At 69.3% G+C, this 18,707-nt stretch carries 19 protein-coding genes; 18 read left to right on the top strand and 1 reads right to left on the bottom strand.

Translation table 11 applies throughout. The features are described from left to right. The first annotated feature begins 168 nt into the window (after window positions 1–168). From OOK31_RS10705 to OOK31_RS10620, 18 genes are all read left to right on the top strand, one after another. The gene (locus OOK31_RS10705) at window positions 169–1,275 is read left to right on the top strand and encodes an LCP family protein (RefSeq protein WP_267012199.1); all 1,107 of its coding nucleotides are present in this window, start codon (window positions 169–171) and stop codon (window positions 1,273–1,275) included. Between the two features lie 174 nt (window positions 1,276–1,449). Further along, on the top strand, window positions 1,450–1,668 hold the full coding sequence (gene rpmE, locus OOK31_RS10700; RefSeq protein ID WP_030708126.1) for a 50S ribosomal protein L31: 219 nt from the start codon (window positions 1,450–1,452) through the stop codon (window positions 1,666–1,668). A 118-nt stretch (window positions 1,669–1,786) separates the two neighbouring features. After that, window positions 1,787–2,866 (top strand): peptide chain release factor 1, encoded by a 1,080-nt coding sequence (gene prfA / locus OOK31_RS10695; RefSeq protein WP_267012198.1) that lies wholly within the window; start codon window positions 1,787–1,789, stop codon window positions 2,864–2,866. Window positions 2,867–2,941: 75 nt separating this feature from the next. Beyond that, a complete protein-coding gene (prmC, locus tag OOK31_RS10690; protein WP_267012197.1) occupies window positions 2,942–3,787 on the top strand; it encodes a peptide chain release factor N(5)-glutamine methyltransferase in 846 nt (281 codons plus the stop codon). A 52-nt stretch (window positions 3,788–3,839) separates the two neighbouring features. Beyond that, window positions 3,840–4,487, top strand: a complete 648-nt coding sequence (locus OOK31_RS10685) for an L-threonylcarbamoyladenylate synthase (RefSeq protein WP_267012196.1) — start codon at window positions 3,840–3,842, stop codon at window positions 4,485–4,487. Then, window positions 4,484–5,119 carry a protein-tyrosine-phosphatase gene (locus OOK31_RS10680; RefSeq protein ID WP_267012195.1) on the top strand — a complete coding sequence of 212 codons (636 nt, stop codon included), beginning with the start codon at window positions 4,484–4,486 and terminating at the stop codon, window positions 5,117–5,119. Before OOK31_RS10685 ends, OOK31_RS10680 begins: the two co-directional genes overlap by 4 nt. 176 nt (window positions 5,120–5,295) lie before the next feature. Beyond that, entirely contained in the window at window positions 5,296–6,528 is a 1,233-nt protein-coding gene (gene glyA / locus OOK31_RS10675) for a serine hydroxymethyltransferase (RefSeq protein ID WP_267012194.1), read from the top strand. A gap of 115 nt (window positions 6,529–6,643) precedes the next feature. Continuing rightward, complete coding sequence (locus OOK31_RS10670; protein WP_267012193.1) at window positions 6,644–7,978, top strand: MraY family glycosyltransferase; 1,335 nt, start codon at window positions 6,644–6,646, stop codon at window positions 7,976–7,978. 274 nt (window positions 7,979–8,252) lie between these two features. Then, entirely contained in the window at window positions 8,253–8,690 is a 438-nt protein-coding gene (locus OOK31_RS10665; RefSeq protein WP_267012192.1) for a hypothetical protein, read from the top strand. Window positions 8,691–8,900: 210 nt separating this feature from the next. After that, a complete protein-coding gene (gene atpB / locus OOK31_RS10660) occupies window positions 8,901–9,740 on the top strand; it encodes a F0F1 ATP synthase subunit A (protein ID WP_267012841.1) in 840 nt (279 codons plus the stop codon). 79 nt (window positions 9,741–9,819) lie between these two features. Continuing rightward, a complete protein-coding gene (gene atpE, locus OOK31_RS10655; RefSeq protein WP_007266589.1) occupies window positions 9,820–10,053 on the top strand; it encodes an ATP synthase F0 subunit C in 234 nt (77 codons plus the stop codon). 70 nt (window positions 10,054–10,123) lie between these two features. Further along, window positions 10,124–10,636 (top strand): F0F1 ATP synthase subunit B, encoded by a 513-nt coding sequence (locus tag OOK31_RS10650; protein ID WP_267012191.1) that lies wholly within the window; start codon window positions 10,124–10,126, stop codon window positions 10,634–10,636. Beyond that, complete coding sequence (locus OOK31_RS10645; RefSeq protein ID WP_267012190.1) at window positions 10,633–11,448, top strand: F0F1 ATP synthase subunit delta; 816 nt, start codon at window positions 10,633–10,635, stop codon at window positions 11,446–11,448. Before OOK31_RS10650 ends, OOK31_RS10645 begins: the two co-directional genes overlap by 4 nt. A gap of 131 nt (window positions 11,449–11,579) precedes the next feature. Beyond that, entirely contained in the window at window positions 11,580–13,175 is a 1,596-nt protein-coding gene (gene atpA / locus OOK31_RS10640) for a F0F1 ATP synthase subunit alpha (protein ID WP_215148869.1), read from the top strand. A 20-nt stretch (window positions 13,176–13,195) separates the two neighbouring features. Beyond that, the gene (locus OOK31_RS10635) at window positions 13,196–14,113 is read left to right on the top strand and encodes a F0F1 ATP synthase subunit gamma (protein ID WP_267012189.1); all 918 of its coding nucleotides are present in this window, start codon (window positions 13,196–13,198) and stop codon (window positions 14,111–14,113) included. After that, window positions 14,113–15,555, top strand: a complete 1,443-nt coding sequence (atpD, locus tag OOK31_RS10630) for a F0F1 ATP synthase subunit beta (RefSeq protein WP_266842334.1) — start codon at window positions 14,113–14,115, stop codon at window positions 15,553–15,555. The genes OOK31_RS10635 and atpD overlap by 1 nt, the downstream gene beginning before the upstream one ends. Before the next feature lie 137 nt (window positions 15,556–15,692). Then, window positions 15,693–16,067, top strand: a complete 375-nt coding sequence (locus OOK31_RS10625) for a F0F1 ATP synthase subunit epsilon (protein ID WP_008738187.1) — start codon at window positions 15,693–15,695, stop codon at window positions 16,065–16,067. A gap of 129 nt (window positions 16,068–16,196) precedes the next feature. Further along, a complete protein-coding gene (locus OOK31_RS10620; protein ID WP_267012187.1) occupies window positions 16,197–16,643 on the top strand; it encodes a DUF2550 domain-containing protein in 447 nt (148 codons plus the stop codon). Window positions 16,644–16,728: 85 nt separating this feature from the next. On the opposite strand, the gene OOK31_RS10615 is transcribed toward OOK31_RS10620, so the two are convergent. Next, window positions 16,729–18,627: a glycoside hydrolase family 18 chitinase gene (locus OOK31_RS10615; protein ID WP_267012186.1), complete on the bottom strand. Its 1,899-nt coding sequence runs from the start codon at window positions 18,625–18,627 to the stop codon at window positions 16,729–16,731. Between the last annotated feature and the right edge of the window lie 80 nt (window positions 18,628–18,707).

Here is an 18,707-nt window from a genome sequence, read left to right as displayed (position 1 = left end):
GGTGGGCGCAGCGTGACGGGACGTCGCTCCCGGTACAGGCGGTCCGCCGGGCTGGTCCCGGCCCCGTGCCGCGGCGTGGAACCCTGGAACGCGCTCGTCCGTCTGAGTGAGAGGACAGCGGGCCGAGCGGGCTGCCGAGCGGGCATACGGAGCAGGACCGAGGAGAGCATGAGCGAGGACAGCAAGGTCCGGGGCCGACGAGCCGTGGGGCGGGGCCGGAGCCGGCGCAAGGCGCCGGAGCGCCGCAAGGGCGTGCGCGTCGCCGCGTGGACCGTCGCCGGAGTGGTCCTGCTGGGCGGTGCGGGCCTCGGCTACTTCTACGTCAAGTTCAACGGCAACCTGAAGACCGTCGACATCGACCAGGCCCTCGGCAAGGACCGCCCCGCCAACATCGACAACGGCTCCATGGACATCCTCGTCCTCGGCTCCGACTCCCGCGGCGGCGCCAACGGCGAGTACGGCGAGGACGACGGCGGCTCCGCCCGCTCCGACACCGCGATGATCGTCCACCTCTACGAGGGCCACCAGCGGGCGAGCGTCGTGTCGATCCCGCGCGACACGATGGCCCCGCGGCCCGCCTGCGCCGTCGGCAAGGGCAAGACGAACCCCGGCAGCGCCCGCTCGCAGTTCAACGAGGCCTACACCATCGGCGGGGCCGCCTGCGCGGTGAAGACCGTGGAGACGATGTCGGGCATCCGCATGGACCACTACCTCGAGGTCGACTTCACCGGCTTCAAGAAGATCATCGACAACCTCGGCGGGGTCCAGCTCACCACGACCAAGCCGATCAAGGACAAAGACAGCCACCTGGACCTCCAGCCCGGCCCCCACAAGCTCAACGGGGAGCAGGCCCTCGGCCTCGTCCGGACCCGCAAGAGCGTCGGCGACGGCACCGACCTGGGCCGAATACAGCTCCAGCAGGCCTTCATCAAGGCCCTGATCAAGCAGGTCAAGGGCATCGGGGTGTTCGACAACCCCAAGAAGCTGCTCGATCTCGCCGACTCCGCCACCAAGGCGCTCACCACCGACAAGGCGCTCGGCGACGTGAAGTCCCTCATGGGCTTCGCCCAGGGACTCCAGGGCATCGACTCCGAAGACATGCACATGATCACCCTCCCGGTGGTCTACGACCCGCGGGACAAGGACCGCGTCGTCCCGCTCGCCAAGGAGTCCAAGATGGTCTGGGACGCCCTGCTCGCCGACCAGCCGATCCCCGCCGAGGCCACCGAGAAGTCGACCGGGGACAAGAGCGTCGCGGGCTCGATCGTCCAGTAGTGCTTCCCTGCCGGGACCCGGCAGGAATAGATGCCGGACCGTCCCCGTTGAGGGGAGCGTCCTCAGAATTTTGACAGGCGGCCCGGTCCTGGCAGACTGGTCTGTCGGCCCCGGTTCACGCAGTGCGCAATTCGGCTCCTGCGACCCGGCGCCCTCCCGAATCTAGGAGACACCTTGAAGCGCGATGTTCACCCCGAGTACGTCGAGACCCAGGTCAGCTGCACCTGTGGCGCGTCGTTCACCACCCGTAGCACCCTGACCGAGGGCTCCATCCGAGCCGAGGTCTGCTCCGAGTGCCACCCGTTCTACACGGGCAAGCAGAAGATCCTCGACACCGGTGGCCGCGTGGCCCGCTTCGAGGCCCGCTTCGGCAAGGGTGCGGCCAAGAAGTAGCGCGACCCAGGCGCCGGTCACCGGCCGCCCCCTGATCACGCGGGGGCGGCCGGACCGGCGCCTTTGTCGTCGTGTCGCCCACCCAGCCCATTTTTGACTTTCACCACAGGAGCATCCGATGTTCGAGGCGGTCGAGGAACTGGTCGGCGAGCACGCCGATCTTGAGAAGAAGCTCGCCGACCCTTCGGTCCACTCCGATCAGGCCAACGCGCGCAAGCTGAACAAGCGCTACGCGGAGCTGACCCCGATCGTGGCGACCTTCCGCGCCTGGAAGCAGTCGGCCGAGGACATCGAGACGGCCAAGGAGTTCGCGGCCGACGACCCCGACTTCGCCGCCGAGGTCAAGGAACTGAGCGCCCAGCGCGAAGAGCTCACCGAGAAGCTCCGCCTGCTGCTCGTCCCGCGCGACCCCAGCGACGACAAGGACGTGCTCCTGGAGGTCAAGGCCGGCGCCGGCGGCGACGAGTCCGCCCTCTTCGCGGGCGACCTGCTGCGCATGTACCTGCGCTACGCCGAGCGCGTGGGCTGGAAGACCGAGATCATCGACGCCACCGAGTCCGAGCTCGGCGGCTACAAGGACGTCCAGGTCTCCGTCCGCACCAAGGGCGGCAACGGCGCGACCGAGCCCGGCCAGGGCGTGTGGGCCCGCCTGAAGTACGAGGGCGGCGTGCACCGCGTCCAGCGCGTTCCGGCCACCGAGTCCCAGGGCCGCATCCACACCTCCGCCGCCGGCGTGCTCGTCACCCCGGAAGCCGAGGAGGTCGAGGTCGAGATCAACATGAACGACCTCCGCATCGACGTGTACCGCTCGTCCGGCCCCGGCGGCCAGTCCGTCAACACCACCGACTCGGCCGTGCGCATCACGCACCTCCCCACCGGTGTGGTCGCCTCCTGCCAGAACGAGAAGAGCCAGCTCCAGAACAAGGAGCAGGCCATGCGCATCCTGCGCTCGCGCCTGCTGGCCGCCGCGCAGGAAGCCGCCGAGCAGGAGGCCTCCGACGTGCGCCGCAGCCAGGTGCGCAGCGTGGACCGCTCCGAGAAGATCCGTACGTACAACTACCCGGAAAACCGGATCTCGGACCACCGGACCGGTTTCAAGGCGTACAACTTGGACCAGGTGCTCGACGGCGACCTCGACTCGGTCATCCAGGCCTGCGTCGACACGGACTCCGCCGCCAAGCTCGCGGCCGCGCACTGATCCGCGTCCGGCCCTGCCCGACCCCTGCCTGATTCCCGCACCACCCCCCGTACGACAGCAGCCCGGAGGACCAGCGTGAACTTGCTGCTTGCCGAGGTGGCCCAGGCCACTCAGCGGCTGGCCGCCGCCGGCGTGCCCTCTCCGCGTTTCGACGCGGAGGAGCTCGCCGCCTTCGTGCACGGCGTCAAGCGGGGGGAACTGCACCACGTCAAGGACGCGGACTTCGACGCCCGCTACTGGGAGGCCGTCGCCCGCCGCGAGGCGCGCGAGCCGCTCCAGCACATCACCGGCCGCGCCTTCTTCCGCTACCTGGAGCTCCAGGTCGGACCCGGGGTGTTCGTACCCCGGCCCGAGACCGAGTCGGTCGTGGACTGGGCCATACAGGCCGTCCGGGCGATGGACGTCGTCGAGCCGCTGATCGTCGACCTGTGCACCGGCTCCGGCGCCATCGCGCTCGCCATGGCCCAGGAGGTGCCGCGCTCGCGCGTGCACGCCGTGGAGCTGTCCGAGGACGCGCTGCGCTGGACCCGCAAGAACGCCGAGGGCTCCCGGGTCACCGTCCACCAGGGCGACGCGCTCACCGCGCTCCCCGAGCTGGACGGGCAGGTCGACCTGGTCATCTCCAACCCGCCGTACATCCCGCTCACCGAGTGGGAGTACGTGGCCCCCGAGGCCCGGGACCACGACCCCGAGATGGCGCTGTTCTCCGGCGAGGACGGCCTCGACACCATCCGCGGGATCGAGCGCACCGCCCACCGGCTGCTGCGGCCCGGCGGCATCGTCGTCATCGAGCACGCCGACACCCAGGGCGGGCAGGTGCCGTGGATCTTCGCCGACGAACGGGGCTGGGCGGACTCCGCAGACCACCCCGACCTGAACAACCGCCCGCGCTTCGCGACCGCCCGCAAGGCGCTGCCGTGATCCGCGCGACCCCGCCCACCGACACCACCCCGCTGCACGAGGAGGCCCGCTGATGGCCCGGCGATACGACTGCAACGACGCGACGGACCGCAAGACGGGTCTGCGTGAAGCGGCATCCGCCGTACGCCGCGGCGAGCTCGTCGTGCTGCCCACCGACACCCTCTACGGGATCGGCGCGGACGCCTTCAGCTCCGAGGCCGTCGGTGACCTGCTCGCCGCCAAGGGGCGGGGCCGCAACATGCCCACCCCCGTGCTCATCGGCTCCCCGAACACCCTCCACGGCCTCGTCACGGACTTCTCCGAGCAGGCGTGGGAGCTCGTCGACGCCTTCTGGCCGGGCGGGCTGACCCTCGTCGCCAAGCACCAGCCCTCGCTGGCGTGGGACCTGGGCGAGACCCGCGGGACCGTCGCCGTACGCATGCCCCTGCACCCCGTCGCGATCGAGCTGCTGACCGAGGTCGGCCCGATGGCCGTCTCCTCCGCGAACCTGTCCGGGCACCCGGCGCCCGAGGACTGCGACGCCGCGCGCGCCATGCTGGGCGACTCCGTGTCCGTGTACCTGGACGGCGGCCCGACCCCCAGCACCCTGCCGTCGTCGATCGTCGACGTCACCGGCAAGGTGCCCGTCCTGCTGCGCGCCGGGGCGCTCACCGCCGAGCAGCTGCGGGAGGTCGTACCCGACCTCGAGGTGGCCCCGTGAGCCCTCAGGGGCGTGGCATAGCCGACGGGGGAGAGTCCTTCCGCATACTCCACGTCAGCACCGGCAACGTCTGCCGCTCGCCCATCACCGAGCGGCTGACGCGGCACGCCCTGGAGCACCGGCTGGGCGGTTTCGTCACCGGGGACCTCATCGTGGAGAGCGCCGGCACCTGGGGCCACGAGGGCGCCCCGATGGAGGCCAACGCCGCCGCCGTCCTCGCCGACTTCGGGGCCGACGCGACCGGGTTCACCGGGCGGGAGCTGCTGGACGAGCACGTCATACGCGCCGACCTGGTGCTGACCGCGACCCGTGACCACCGGGCGCAGGTCATCTCCATGGGGCACTCGGCCGGGCTGCGGACCTTCACGCTGAAGGAGTTCACGCGGCTCGTGCGGGCCATAGACCCGGCCACGCTGCCGCCGCTGGACGAGGGCATGGCCGAGCGGGCGCGGGCGCTCGTGCGGGCCGCCGCGGCGCTGCGCGGGTGGCTGCTGGCGCCTTCCGCCGACGCGGACGAGGTGTACGACCCGTACGGGGCGCCGATCACCTTCTTCCGCTCGATCGGCGACGAGATCAACCAGGCGCTGGACCCCGTGGTCACGGCCCTGACGGGCGTCACCGCTCCCCGCTGACCCTCCGGGTCCCGCTGCGCGGAGCCGCTCCCCGCCCCGCCCTTCCTCCGTTCCCCGGGGCTCCGCCCCGGACCCCGCGCCTCAAACGCCGACGAGGCTGGTTGTGCGAGCGGCGGCGAAAGGGGTGCGGGGCTATCGTGGCTGGTACCTGACGGGTAGCCCCCTGGAGTCGCGCCATGAGCGTCATCACGCAGCCCACGGACCTGCTGCGGCAGCAGGATCCGCAGATGGCCGACGTACTCGCCGGGGAGGCGCAGCGGCAGGCCGTCACCCTCCAGATGAGCGCCGCCGAGAACTTCACCTCGCCCGCCGTGCTCACCGCGCTCGGCTCCCCCCTCGCCAACAAGTACGCCGAGGGGTACCCCGGCGCCCGCCACCACGGGGGCTGCGAGTACGCCGACCTCGCCGAGCGGGTCGCCGTCGAGCGGGCCAGGGCGCTCTTCGGGGTCGAGCACGCCAACGTACAGCCGCACTCCGGTTCCTCCGCCGTGCTCGCCGCGTACGCCGCCCTGCTGCGGCCCGGGGACACGGTGCTGGCCATGGGCCTCCCGTACGGCGGCCACCTCACCCACGGCTCGCCCACCAACATCTCCGGCCGCTGGTTCGACTTCGTCGGCTACGGGGTGGACGCCGCGACCGGGCTCATCGACTACGAACAGGTGCAGCGCCTGGCCCGCGCGCACCGGCCCAAGGCGATCGTGTGCGGCTCGATCTCCTACCCGCGCCACCCGGAGTACTCGGCGTTCCGCGAGATCGCCGACGAGGTCGGGGCCTACCTGATCGCCGACGCCGCCCATCCGATCGGGCTGGTGGCCGGCGGGGCCGCGCCCAGCCCCGTCCCGTACGCCGACCTGGTGTGCGCGACCACGCACAAGGTGCTGCGCGGACCGCGCGGCGGGATGGTCCTGTGCGGCGCCGAGTTCGCCGAGCGCGTCGACCGGGCGGTGTTCCCCTTCACCCAGGGCGGGGCCCAGATGCACACCATCGCCGCGAAGGCGGTGGCGTTCGGGGAGGCGGCCGGGCCCGCCTTCACCACGTACGCGCACCGGGTCGTCGCCAACGCCCGCGCCCTCGCCCAGGCCCTCGCGGACCGGGGTTTCGGGGTGACGACCGGCGGCACCGACACCCACCTGATCAGCGCGGACCCGGTGGCGCTCGGCGTCGACGGGCCCACCGCGCGCGGCCGCCTGGCCGCCGCCGGGATCGTCCTGGACACCTGCGCCCTCCCGTACGGGGACCAGCGCGGGATCCGGCTGGGCACGGCGGCGGTGACCACCCAGGGGATGGGGGAGCCGCAGATGGTCCGGATCGCGGAACTGTTCACCGCGGCGCTGCGCGAGGGCGCGGCCGCGGGGACCCGTACGGAGGTGGCCGAGCTCACCGCGGGATTTCCCCCGTACGGGGCCTAAAGGGGCAGACAGGGCGTACCGCAACCGGAACGGGCCCTCCGCGCGTCCTCGTCTGCGATGACATCAGGGCTAATGTGTGGGGCTGAGATGGCCGGCGATACATCTGGGGCAGCCCGTGCGTGAATATCTGCTGACGCTTTGCGTCACGGTCGCGGTGACCTACCTGCTGACCGGGCCCGTTCGGAAGTTCGCGATCGCGGCCGGCGCCATGCCGGAGATCCGCGCCCGCGACGTGCACCGGGAGCCGACTCCGCGGCTGGGCGGCATCGCCATGTTCGGCGGTCTCTGCGCGGGCCTGCTGGTCGCCGACCACCTGCGCAACCTCAACGGGGTCTTCGAGCAGTCGAACGAACCGCGGGCCCTGCTCTCGGGCGCGGCGCTGATCTGGCTGGTCGGCGTACTGGACGACAAGTTCGAGATCGACGCCCTGATCAAGCTGGGCGCGCAGATGATCGCCGCCGGCGTGATGGTCATGCAGGGCCTGACCATCCTGTGGATCCCCATCCCCGGCGTCGGGACGGTCCCGCTCACCCAGTGGCAGGGCAACCTGCTGACGGTGGCCCTCGTCGTGATCACCATCAACGCCGTGAACTTCGTGGACGGCCTCGACGGCCTGGCCGCCGGCATGGTCTGCATCGCGACCTGCGCGCTCTTCCTCTACGCGTACCGGATCTGGTTCGGCTACGGGATCGAGGCCGCGGCGCCCGCGACCCTCTTCGCCGCCATCCTGATGGGCATGTGCCTGGGCTTCCTGCCGCACAACATGCACCCCGCCCGGATCTTCATGGGCGACTCCGGCTCCATGCTCATCGGCCTGGTGCTGGCCGCCTCCGCGATCTCCATCACCGGCCAGGTGGACCCGGACGCGCTGGCCCTGTTCGCGGGCGGCGAGCGCAACGCGACGCACGCGATGCTGCCGGTGTTCATCCCGCTGCTGCTGCCGCTGACGATCATCGCGATCCCGGTCGCGGACCTGGTCCTGGCCATCGTGCGGCGCACCTGGAACGGCCAGTCGCCCTTCGCGGCGGACCGCGGGCACCTGCACCACCGGCTGCTGGAACTCGGCCATTCCCACAGCCGCGCGGTGCTGATCATGTACTTCTGGTCGGGGCTGATCGCCTTCGGGACGGTGGCCTATTCGGTCAGTTCTGCGACGATGTGGATCGTGCTCGCCATCGCCGCGCTGAGCGCGCTGGGCCTCGTCCTGCTCCTGCTGCCGCGGTTCACCCCGAGGGCGCCGCGCTGGGCCGAGGGCCTGGTGCCGCCGCGCTACCGGCACGCGGCGCGGGCGGCGGAGGCCGCGGCCGAGGCCGCCGTACGCGAGGACGAGGCTTCGGAGCCGGCGCCGCCGCGGCCGGTCGCGGCCGGGGTGTCCGGCGTCAACGGGGCGACCGCCGTAGGCCCCCGTTCGCGCCTCCCCGACCGGCGGAAGGCCGGATCGGCGCGCTGACGCCCCCGGACCATGTCCGACATGAACGCCCTTTACCAGACAAGGTGGTTGCCCGTCCTGCACACACGGGCGGGTTAGCCCTCATGTGTGACAGTCAGCACACCGGACAGGTAAAGCTCTCATCAAATAGTTTGTGATACCGTTCACTAAACCCGGCGACAGAGCCGAAGGACCGTAGTGCGACGGTCCATTGGCCCGAGGCTCTCACTCGGACCGGGCTTACGCTCGTCCCGTACGAGTCCCGTGCCCCCACCACCACGCGGAGCAAACCGCCATGCGGTCAGATGACGTCCGATCCCTCCTCCACACCGCTGTGCCCACAGCTGCCGCCGGCGCCATTGCCGCCGGGATCAGCGCGTTGGTCGTAGGCGGCAAGGGGGCGGTCGGAGCCGTTGTCGCGACCGTGGTCGTGATTCTGTTCATGGGCATCGGATTCGTTGTTCTGCAGCGCACGGCGAAATCACTGCCGCATCTGTTCCAGGCCATGGGTCTCATGCTCTACGCGGCTCAGATCCTGCTGCTCTTCGTCTTTCTCGCCGTGTTCAAGAACACGACACTCTTCAACCCCCGGGCGTTCGCGATCACGCTCGTCGCCACCACCCTCGTGTGGATCGGCGCACAGACGCGTGCTCATATGAAAGCCAAGATCCTTTACGTCGAGCCGGACTCGACGAAGGGCGAAAAGCCCGAAAATCCGGGGTCGAAGTCGTGAGGGGTAGGGCCGGGATAAGTGCGTGTTCGGGATGCTGCTATCGTCCGGTGCCATATGCGGCACTGCGGGCCCGGGCACCTGAGCTGACGCCTGTTCCATCGCGAAGCTCGATGCCTGACCGCCGCCCCACCATCCGTAACACCAGTCCAGTGCCGAACCGCGGCTGCTCGCCGCGCCGACACAACGAGGTTGCCGTACCTATGCGCCACGCTGAAGGAGCCCGCGGTGAGTGCTGACCCGACTCAGGTGCTCGCTTTCGAGACCGACTGTCACATCTTCGACGGATGTGGCTTCCCCGGTCCGGGCCTGCACTCGTTCCTCTTCGAGCCGCTGTGGGGCGAGCCTGGTCTGACCAGTGTCTACTTCAACAAGCCGATGCTGCTGGCCCTCCTGGGCTCGATCATCATCGTGGGCTTCTTCTGGGCCGCCTTCGCCAAGCCGAAGGTCGTTCCCGGCAAGCTCCAGATGATCGCCGAGGCCGGCTACGACTTCGTGCGCAACGGCATCGTCTACCAGACGCTGGGCAGGAAGGAGGGCGAGAAGTACGTCCCCCTGATGGTCTCGCTGTTCTTCTTCGTCTGGATCCTGAACGTCTGGTCGATCATCCCGGTGGCACAGTTCCCGGTGACCTCGATCATCGCGTACCCGATGATCCTCGCGCTGGGCGTCTACATCCTCTGGATGTCGGTCACCTTCAAGCGCCACGGCTTCGTCGGCGGCCTGAAGAACCTCACGGGCTACGACAAGACGCTCGGTGGCGTGCTGCCGCTGATCATGGTCATCGAGTTCTTCTCGAACGTCCTGGTGCGCCCGTTCACCCACGCGGTCCGACTGTTCGCGAACATGTTCGCCGGTCACACCCTGCTGCTGCTCTTCACGATCGCCAGCTGGTACCTGCTGAACGGCATCGGCATCGCCTACGCCGGTGTGTCGTTCGTGATGGTGATCGTGATGACCGCCTTCGAGCTCTTCATCCAGGCCGTCCAGGCGTACGTCTTCGTCCTCCTGGCCTGCAGCTTCATCCAGGGCGCGGTCGCCGAGCACCACTGAGCCGGGCCCGCCCCCGCTCAGCCCCCATTCGTCCGGTGGCCAACCCCCACCGGTCCGTGAAAGAGAAGGAAGAACTGGCATGTCCCAGACCCTTGCCGCCGTCACCGGCTCCCTCAGCTCCGTTGGTTACGGTCTCGCGGCCATCGGCCCCGGCGTCGGCGTCGGCATCATCTTCGGTAACGGCACCCAGGCCCTCGCCCGTCAGCCCGAGGCTGCCGGCCTGATCCGCGCCAACCAGATCCTCGGCTTCGCCTTCTGTGAGGCGCTCGCCCTGATCGGTCTGGTCATGCCGTTCGTCTACCCGAGCTCCTGATCCTCGGTCTCGACGAACAGTCCATTAGACGAAAGGCACTGATGTGAACCTCCTGGTTCTGGCGGCTGAGATGGAAAACCCTCTCTTCCCGCCGATCCCCGAGCTCGTCATCGGTCTGATCGCCTTCGTCATCGTCTTCGGCTTCCTCGCGAAGAAGCTCCTCCCGAACATCAACAAGGTTCTGGACGAGCGCCACGCGGCGATCGAAGGCGGTATCGAGGCGGCGCAGGCCGCTCAGATCGAGGCCCAGAGCGTTCTTGAGCAGTACAAGGCTCAGCTCGCCGAGGCCCGGCACGAGGCCGCGCGCCTGCGCCAGGACGCGCTGGAGCAGGGCACTGCGCTCAAGGAAGAACTGCGCGCAGAGGGCCAGCGGCAGCGTGAGGAGATCATCGCTGCCGGTCACGCCCAGATCGCCGCGGACCGCAAGGCCGCTTCCCAGGCGCTGCGTCAGGACGTGGGCAAGCTCGCCACGGACCTGGCCGGAAAGCTCGTCGGCGAGTCCCTCGAGGACCACGCCCGACAGAGCCGCACGATCGACCGCTTCCTCAGCGAGCTCGAGGAGAAGGCCGAGGCGGCCCGATGAACGGAGCGAGCCGCGAGGCGCTGGCCTCCGCGCGCGAGCGTCTCGACGCGCTGACGGACAACACGTCCGTCGACGCGGCGAAGCTCGCCGGTGAGCTGGCAGCCGTCACCGCGCTGCTCGACCGTGAGGTCTCGCTGCGTCGGGTCATCACGGACCCGGCGCAGTCCGGCGAGGCCAAGGCCGAGCTGGTCGGCCGGCTGCTGTCCGGCCAGGTCGGCGGGGAAACCCTCGACCTCGTGTCCGGCATGGCGCGCTCCCGCTGGTCGCAGTCCCGCGACCTGGTGGACGCGCTGGAGGAGCTGGCGGCCACCGCCGACCTCACCGCCGCCCAGCAGGGCGGCGCGCTCGACAACGTCGAGGACGAGGTCTTCCGCTTCGGCCGGATCGTCGCCTCGAACACCGAGCTGCGTTCCGCGCTGACCGACCGTGCGGCCACCGCCTCCGCCAAGAGCGAGCTGCTGCGCAGCCTGCTCGGTGGCAAGGCGAACGCCGTCACGGAGCGCCTGGTCGTCCGTCTCGTCACGCAGCCGCGTGGACGTAGCCTGGAAGCGGGACTCGAGTCCCTCTCCACGCTCGCCGCGGAGCGCCGCAACCGCATGGTCGCCACCGTGACCAGCGCGGTTCCGCTCAGCGACGTCCAGAAGCAGCGTCTCGGCGCGGTGCTGGCCAAGCTGTACGGCCGCCAGATGCACCTGAACCTCGACGTGGACCCCACGGTCCTCGGCGGGATCTCGGTGCGAGTCGGCGACGAGGTCATCGACGGCACCATCGCGGACCGCCTCGAAGAGGCGTCCCGCCGCATGGCCGGCTGACCTCAGCCACCAATAGAACAACGCATTCCTAGCGGCCCGGTTGGGCCGTGCAGAACTTGCAGAAGATTCCTGGGGGTCGCCCCCAGACCCCTAAGAAGCTTCAGGCCCAACAAGGAGAGCAGGGAACCCAGATGGCGGAGCTCACGATCCGGCCGGAGGAGATCCGGGACGCACTGGAGAACTTTGTCCAGTCGTACCAGCCGGACGCGGCCTCGCGCGAGGAGGTCGGAACGGTCAGCGTTGCCGGCGACGGCATCGCGAAGGTGGAGGGCCTGCCCTCCGCCATGGCGAACGAGCTGCTGAAGTTCGAGGACGGCACCCTCGGTCTCGCCCTCAACCTCGAGGAGCGCGAGATCGGTGCGGTCGTCCTCGGCGAGTTCAGCGGTATCGAGGAGGGCCAGCCGGTGCAGCGCACCGGTGAGGTGCTCTCCGTCGGCGTCGGCGAGGGCTACCTCGGCCGCGTCGTCGACCCGCTCGGCAACCCGATCGACGGTCTCGGCGAGATCGCGACCGAAGGCCGTCGCGCCCTCGAGCTGCAGGCCCCGGGCGTCATGGTCCGTAAGTCGGTGCATGAGCCCATGCAGACCGGCTACAAGGCCATCGACGCGATGGTGCCGGTCGGCCGTGGCCAGCGTCAGCTGATCATCGGTGACCGTCAGACCGGCAAGACCGCTCTGGCCGTCGACACGATCATCAACCAGCGCGACAACTGGCGCTCCGGCGACGTGAACAAGCAGGTTCGCTGCATCTACGTCGCCATCGGCCAGAAGGGCTCGACCATCGCGTCCGTTCGCGGCGCCCTGGAAGACGCCGGCGCGCTCGAGTACACGACGATCGTCGCCGCCCCGGCGTCCGACCCGGCCGGCTTCAAGTACCTGGCGCCGTACACCGGTTCCGCCATCGGCCAGCACTGGATGTACGCCGGCAAGCACGTCCTGATCATCTTCGACGACCTGTCGAAGCAGGCCGACGCCTACCGCGCCGTGTCGCTGCTGCTGCGCCGCCCGCCGGGCCGTGAGGCCTACCCGGGTGACGTCTTCTACCTGCACTCCCGTCTGCTGGAGCGCTGCGCGAAGCTCTCCGACGACATGGGTGCCGGTTCGATGACCGGTCTGCCGATCGTCGAGACCAAGGCGAACGACGTGTCGGCGTTCATCCCGACCAACGTCATCTCCATCACCGACGGCCAGTGCTTCCTGGAGTCCGACCTGTTCAACGCGGGCCAGCGCCCGGCGCTGAACGTCGGTATCTCGGTCTCCCGCGTCGGTGGCTCGGCCCAGCACAAGGCCATGAAGCAGGTTTCCGGCCGTCTGCGCCTGGACCTCGCCCAGTACCGCGAGCTGGAGGCGTTCGCCGCCTTCGGTTCCGACCTGGACGCCGCTTCGAAGGCCTCGCTGGAGCGCGGCAAGCGTCTGGTCGAGCTGCTGAAGCAGGGCCAGTACCAGCCGATGCCCGTCGAGGAGCAGGTCGTCTCCGTCTGGGCCGGCACCACCGGCAAGATGGACGACGTCCCGGTCAACGACATCCGTCGCTTCGAGTCGGAGCTGCTGGAGCACCTGCGCCGTGAGCGCAAGGACCTCCTCACCTCCATCGCCGACGGCGGCAAGATGTCGGACGACACCCTGACGTCGATCGCTGACGCCATCGCCGGCTTCAAGCGCCAGTTCGAGACCTCGGACGGCAAGCTCCTGGGCGAGGACGCACCGGCCGTCAACGTCTCCAAGTGACGACGGAAGGGACCTGACTCATGGGAGCGCAGCTCCGGGTCTACAAGCGTCGCATCCGTGCCATCACGGCGACCAAGAAGATCACCAAGGCGATGGAGATGATCGCCGCCTCGCGCATCGTCAAGGCGCAGCGCAAGGTGGCGGCGTCGATGCCGTACGCGACCGAGCTCACCCGTGCGGTGACCGCGGTGGCGACCGGCTCGAACACCAAGCACGCCCTGACGACCGAGGTCGAGAAGCCGACCCGTGCCGCGATCCTGCTCATCACGAGCGACCGCGGTCTGGCCGGCGGCTACTCCTCGAACGCCATCAAGCAGGCGGAGCGGCTCACCGAGCGGCTGCGCGCTGAGGGCAAGGAGGTCGACTCGTACATCGTCGGCCGCAAGGGTGTCGCCTACTTCGGGTTCCGCGAGCGCAAGGTCGCGGATTCGTGGACCGGCTTCACCGACAGCCCGGCCTACGCCGACGCCAAGCGCGTCGCCGGACCGCTGATCGAGGCCATCGAGAAGGAGACGGCCGACGGCGGCGTCGACGAGCTGCACATCGTCTACACGGAATTCGTGTCGATGATGACGCAGAACCCGGTCGACGGCCGGATGCTGCCGCTCAGCCTCGAGAAGGCCGCGGAGGAGGACGGTGCGAAGGGCGAGATCCTTCCGCTGTTCGACTTCGAGCCGTCGGCGGAGGACGTCCTCGACGCCCTTCTGCCGCGCTACGTCGAGAGCCGTATCTACAACGCACTGCTGCAGTCGGCCGCTTCCGAGCACGCCGCCCGCCGCCGCGCGATGAAGTCGGCCACCGACAACGCCGGGGACCTCATCAAGAGCCTCTCCCGGCTTGCCAACGCGGCCCGCCAGGCCGAAATCACCCAGGAAATCAGCGAGATCGTCGGTGGCGCGAGCGCCATGGCTGACGCGACCGCGGGGAGTGACAAGTAATGACGACCACTGTTGAGACGGCCGCCGCCACGGGCCGCGTCGCCCGGGTCATCGGCCCGGTCGTCGACGTGGAGTTCCCCGTCGACGCCATGCCCGAGATCTACAACGCCCTCAAGGTCCAGGTCGCTGACCCGGCCGAGGACGGCAAGCTCAAGACCCTGACCCTCGAGGTCGCGCAGCACCTGGGTGACGGCCTCGTCCGTACCATCTCGATGCAGCCGACCGACGGTCTGGTCCGCCAGGCCCCGGTGACCGACACGGGCGAGGGCATCACCGTCCCCGTCGGTGACTTCACCAAGGGCAAGGTGTTCAACACCCTGGGTGAGGTGCTGAACTACCCCGAGGCGAACGCCGAGGTCACCGAGCGCTGGCCCATCCACCGCAAGGCGCCCCGCTTCGACGAGCTCGAGTCGAAGACCGAGATGTTCGAGACCGGCGTCAAGGTCATCGACCTTCTCACCCCGTACGTCAAGGGTGGAAAGATCGGTCTGTTCGGTGGTGCCGGTGTCGGCAAGACCGTTCTGATCCAGGAAATGATCTACCGCGTCGCCAACAACCACGACGGTGTGTCGGTGTTCGCGGGCGTCGGTGAGCGTACCCGTGAGGGCAACGACCTCATCGAGGAAATGGCCGACTCGGGCGTCATCGACAAGACGGCGCTTGTCTTCGGCCAGATGGACGAGCCCCCGGGCACCCGTCTGCGCGTCGCCCTGGCCGGTCTGACCATGGCGGAGTACTTCCGCGATGTGCAGAAGCAGGACGTGCTCTTCTTCATCGACAACATCTTCCGTTACACCCAGGCCGGTTCGGAGGTGTCGACCCTTCTGGGCCGCATGCCGTCCGCCGTGGGTTACCAGCCGAACCTGGCTGACGAGATGGGTCTGCTGCAGGAGCGCATCACCTCGACCCGCGGTCACTCGATCACCTCGATGCAGGCGATCTACGTCCCCGCGGACGACCTGACCGACCCGGCGCCGGCCACCACCTTCGCCCACCTCGACGCGACGACGGTTCTTTCCCGTCCGATCTCCGAGAAGGGCATCTACCCGGCCGTGGACCCGCTGGACTCGACGTCCCGCATCCTCGACCCGCGGTACATCGCGGCGGACCACTACGCCACCGCGATGCGCGTCAAGGGGATCCTGCAGAAGTACAAGGACCTCCAGGACATCATCGCGATCCTCGGTATCGACGAGCTGGGCGAGGAGGACAAGCTCGTTGTCCACCGTGCCCGTCGTGTCGAGCGCTTCCTGTCGCAGAACACCCACGTCGCCAAGCAGTTCACCGGCGTGGACGGTTCGGACGTTCCGCTCGACGAGTCGATCACCGCGTTCAACGCCATCTGCGACGGTGACTACGACCACTTCCCCGAGCAGGCGTTCTTCCTGTGCGGTGGTATCGAGGACCTGAAGGCCAACGCCAAGGAGCTGGGCGTCTCCTAGTCGGGCGCGCTCCCCGGAGCGCATCCGATTCGCAGAACGACGGAGAGGGGCGGGTATGTCCCGTCCCTCTCCCCACGCCCATTAGAATTTGACCCAACACCCGGCCGACCCGCCGGGTGGTGACCCGAGGAGCCACCTTGGCTGCTGAGCTGCACGTCGAGCTGGTCGCGGCGGACCGCAATGTCTGGTCCGGCGAGGCCACCCTTGTTGTCGCCCGCACCACGTCCGGCGACATCGGCGTCATGCCCGGTCACCAGCCGCTTCTCGGTGTGCTGGAATCGGGCCCGGTGACCATCCGCACCAGCGAGGGCAACACTGTCGTCGCCGCGGTGCACGGCGGTTTCATCTCGTTCGCGGACAACAAGCTGTCCCTGCTGGCCGAGATCGCCGAGCTCGCTGACGAGATCGACGTCCAGCGGGCGGAGCGGGCACTGGAGCGCGCGAAGTCGGAGGCCGACGCGGCCGCCGAACGTCGCGCCGATGTCCGGCTGCGCGCGGTGACGGGGCACTGAGCCTCGTACCGAAGAGTTTGATTCCTCAGCCGCGGTCCGTTCTGGAATTTTCCAGACCGGGTCGCGGCTGAGGCGATGCGGATCCTTTTTTGTTTTGCGGGAATTCGATGAGCGAGGAGGTCGGTGAAGATGCTCCTCGCTCTGCTTGTGAGCGGCCTGGTCGTAGCCCTGGTGGTGATCGGGCTGTTTGTGTTCGGCCTGCGCCGCAGACTGATCCAGCGCTCCGGCGGAACCTTCGACTGCAGCCTGCGCTGGGACGTGGCCGAGGAGACCGACGTCTCCGGCAAGGGCTGGGTCTACGGGGTCGCCCGCTACAGCGGTGACCGCATCGAATGGTTCCGCGTGTTCTCGTACTCCCCGCGGCCGCGCCGGCTGCTGGAGCGTTCCTCCATCGAGGTGCTCGCCCGCCGCGCGCCCGAGGGCGAGGAGGAGCTGGCCCTGCTGTCCGACGCCGTCGTGCTCGGCTGTTCCCACAAAGGGACCCGCCTGGAGCTGGCGATGAGCGAGGACGCGCTGACCGGGTTCCTGGCCTGGCTGGAGGCGGCTCCTCCGGGGCAGAGGGTGAACGTGGCCTGAGGGCCGCTGGACGTGAGGAAGCCGGGGAGACGGGGGCGGACCCGTCTCCCCGGCTTCGTTTCGTCACCGGGGCAGTGCGTGGGGGCTACTGCAGGCCGGTGTGGATCGCGTTCGCCAGTTCGCCGTTCGCGGTGTCACCGCTGAACTCCCAGAAGAAAGCCCCCTTGAGGCCCTGGTTCTTGGCCCAGGTCATCTTCCCGGCGATGGTGGCGGGGGTGTCGTAGCTCCACCAGTTGCTGCCGCACTTGGCGTAGGCGGTGCCGGCGACGGTCCCGGTGGTGGGGCAGCTGGTCTTGAGGACCTTGTAGTCCTCGATGCCCTGCTCGTAGGTGCCCGGGGCCGGGCCGGTGGCGGCGCCGCCGGGGGCGTCCTGGGTGACGCCGGTCCAGCCGCGGCCGTAGAAGCCGATGCCGAGGTTGAGCTTGGAGCCGGCGATCCCCTTGCCCTTGAGCTTGGTGATGGCGGCCTCGGAGTTGAAGCCGGCGATCGGGATGCCGTTGTAGGAGGTCAGCGGGGAGTGCGGGGCGGTCGGGCCCTTCGCGTCCCAGGCGCCGAAGAAGTCGTACGTCATGACGTTGTAGAAGTCGACGTACTGGGCGGCGCCGCCGTAGTCGGCGAGGTCGAGCTTGCCGCCGTTGGAGCCGTCGGCGGAGATGGCGGCGGTGACCAGGTTGGAGCCGCCGAACTTGGTGCGCAGGGCCGACATCAGGTTCTTGAAGGACGCGGCGCCGCTGGTGTCGCAGGACAGGCCGCAGGCGTTCGGGTACTCCCAGTCGATGTCGATGCCGTCGAAGACGTCCGCCCAGCGGGGGTCCTCGACCAGGTCGTGGCAGGACTGGGCGAAGGCGGCCGGGTTCTGGGCGGCCTGGCCGAAGCCGCCGGACCAGGTCCAGCCGCCGAAGGAGTAGATGACCTTGATGTTCGGGTACTTGGCCTTCAGCTTGCGCAGCTGGTTGAAGTTGCCGCGCAGGGGCTGGTCCCAGGTGTCGGCGACGCCGTCGACGCTCTGGTCGGCGGTGTAGGCCTTGTCGTAGTCGGCGTAGGAGTCACCGATGGTGCACTTGCCGTTCTGGACGTTGCCGAAGGCGTAGTTGATGTGGGTGATCTTCGCGGCGGAGCCGGAGGTGACCAGGTTCTTCACGTGGTAGTTGCGCTGGTAGACGCCCCAGTCGGTGAAGTAGCCGAGCTTGACCTTGGCGCCCGGGTCGGGTCCGGGGCCGGTGCCGCCGCCGGGGGTGGTGACGGAGAGGGCGCCGGAGGCGGGGCCGGTCTGGTCGGCGGTGTCGCGGGCGGTGACCGTGTAGCTGTACGCGGTGCCCTTGGTCAGGCCGCTGTCGTTGAAGCTGGTGCCCGTGACGGTGGTGAGCTTGGTGCCGTTGCGGTGGACGTCGTAGTTCTTGACGCCCTTGTCGTCGGTGGCCGCCGACCAGGACAGGGTCAGCGCGGTCTCGGTGACGCCGGTCGCGGTGGGGGTGCCGGGGGCCGAGGGCGGGGTGTCGGTGGGGGTCGTGCCGCCGTCGCAGGTGCCGCCGTTGATCTTGCAGCCGCCGGGGGCGCCGGAGCCGCTGCCGTTGAAGCCGAAGCTGGCGGTGGCGCCGGGGGAGAGGGTGCCGTTCCAGCCGACGTTCTTGGCCGTCCAGTGGGTGCCGGAGCTGGTGACGGTGGCGTCCCAGGCCGAGGTCACCTGGGTGCCGGCCGGGTAGTCCCACTCCACGGTCCAGCTGGTCAGGGTGGTGGTGCCGGTGTTCTTCACCGTCCACTTGCCCTCGAAGCCGGAGCCCCAGTCGGAGACCTTGGTGAAGGTGGCCGTCGCGGATCCGGCGGCCTGCGCGGGACCGGCCAGGCCGACGAGGCCCGCCACGGGCAGGGCGAGGGCGGCCACCGTGGCGGCCAGCCTCCTGAAGAACCGTACGCGTCGTGGGGGTGCTGTGCTCAAGGGTGCTCCTCCGTAGGTCCGTGGCCGTCGTGGGGCCGACTGCCACATGGGGGTGGGACCTGCGCCGCCCGTGAGCACGCCTTGTCATGACCTGGAACGGCCTTTGTCATGGCACGCTCACCACAGTG

Origin of the sequence: Streptomyces sp. NBC_00249 (genome assembly GCF_026342355.1) — a bacterium.
GTDB lineage: Bacteria > Actinomycetota > Actinomycetes > Streptomycetales > Streptomycetaceae > Streptomyces.
The sequence above is the reverse complement of the archived record's forward strand: the minus strand, read 5'-3'. Positions and strand labels throughout refer to the sequence as shown.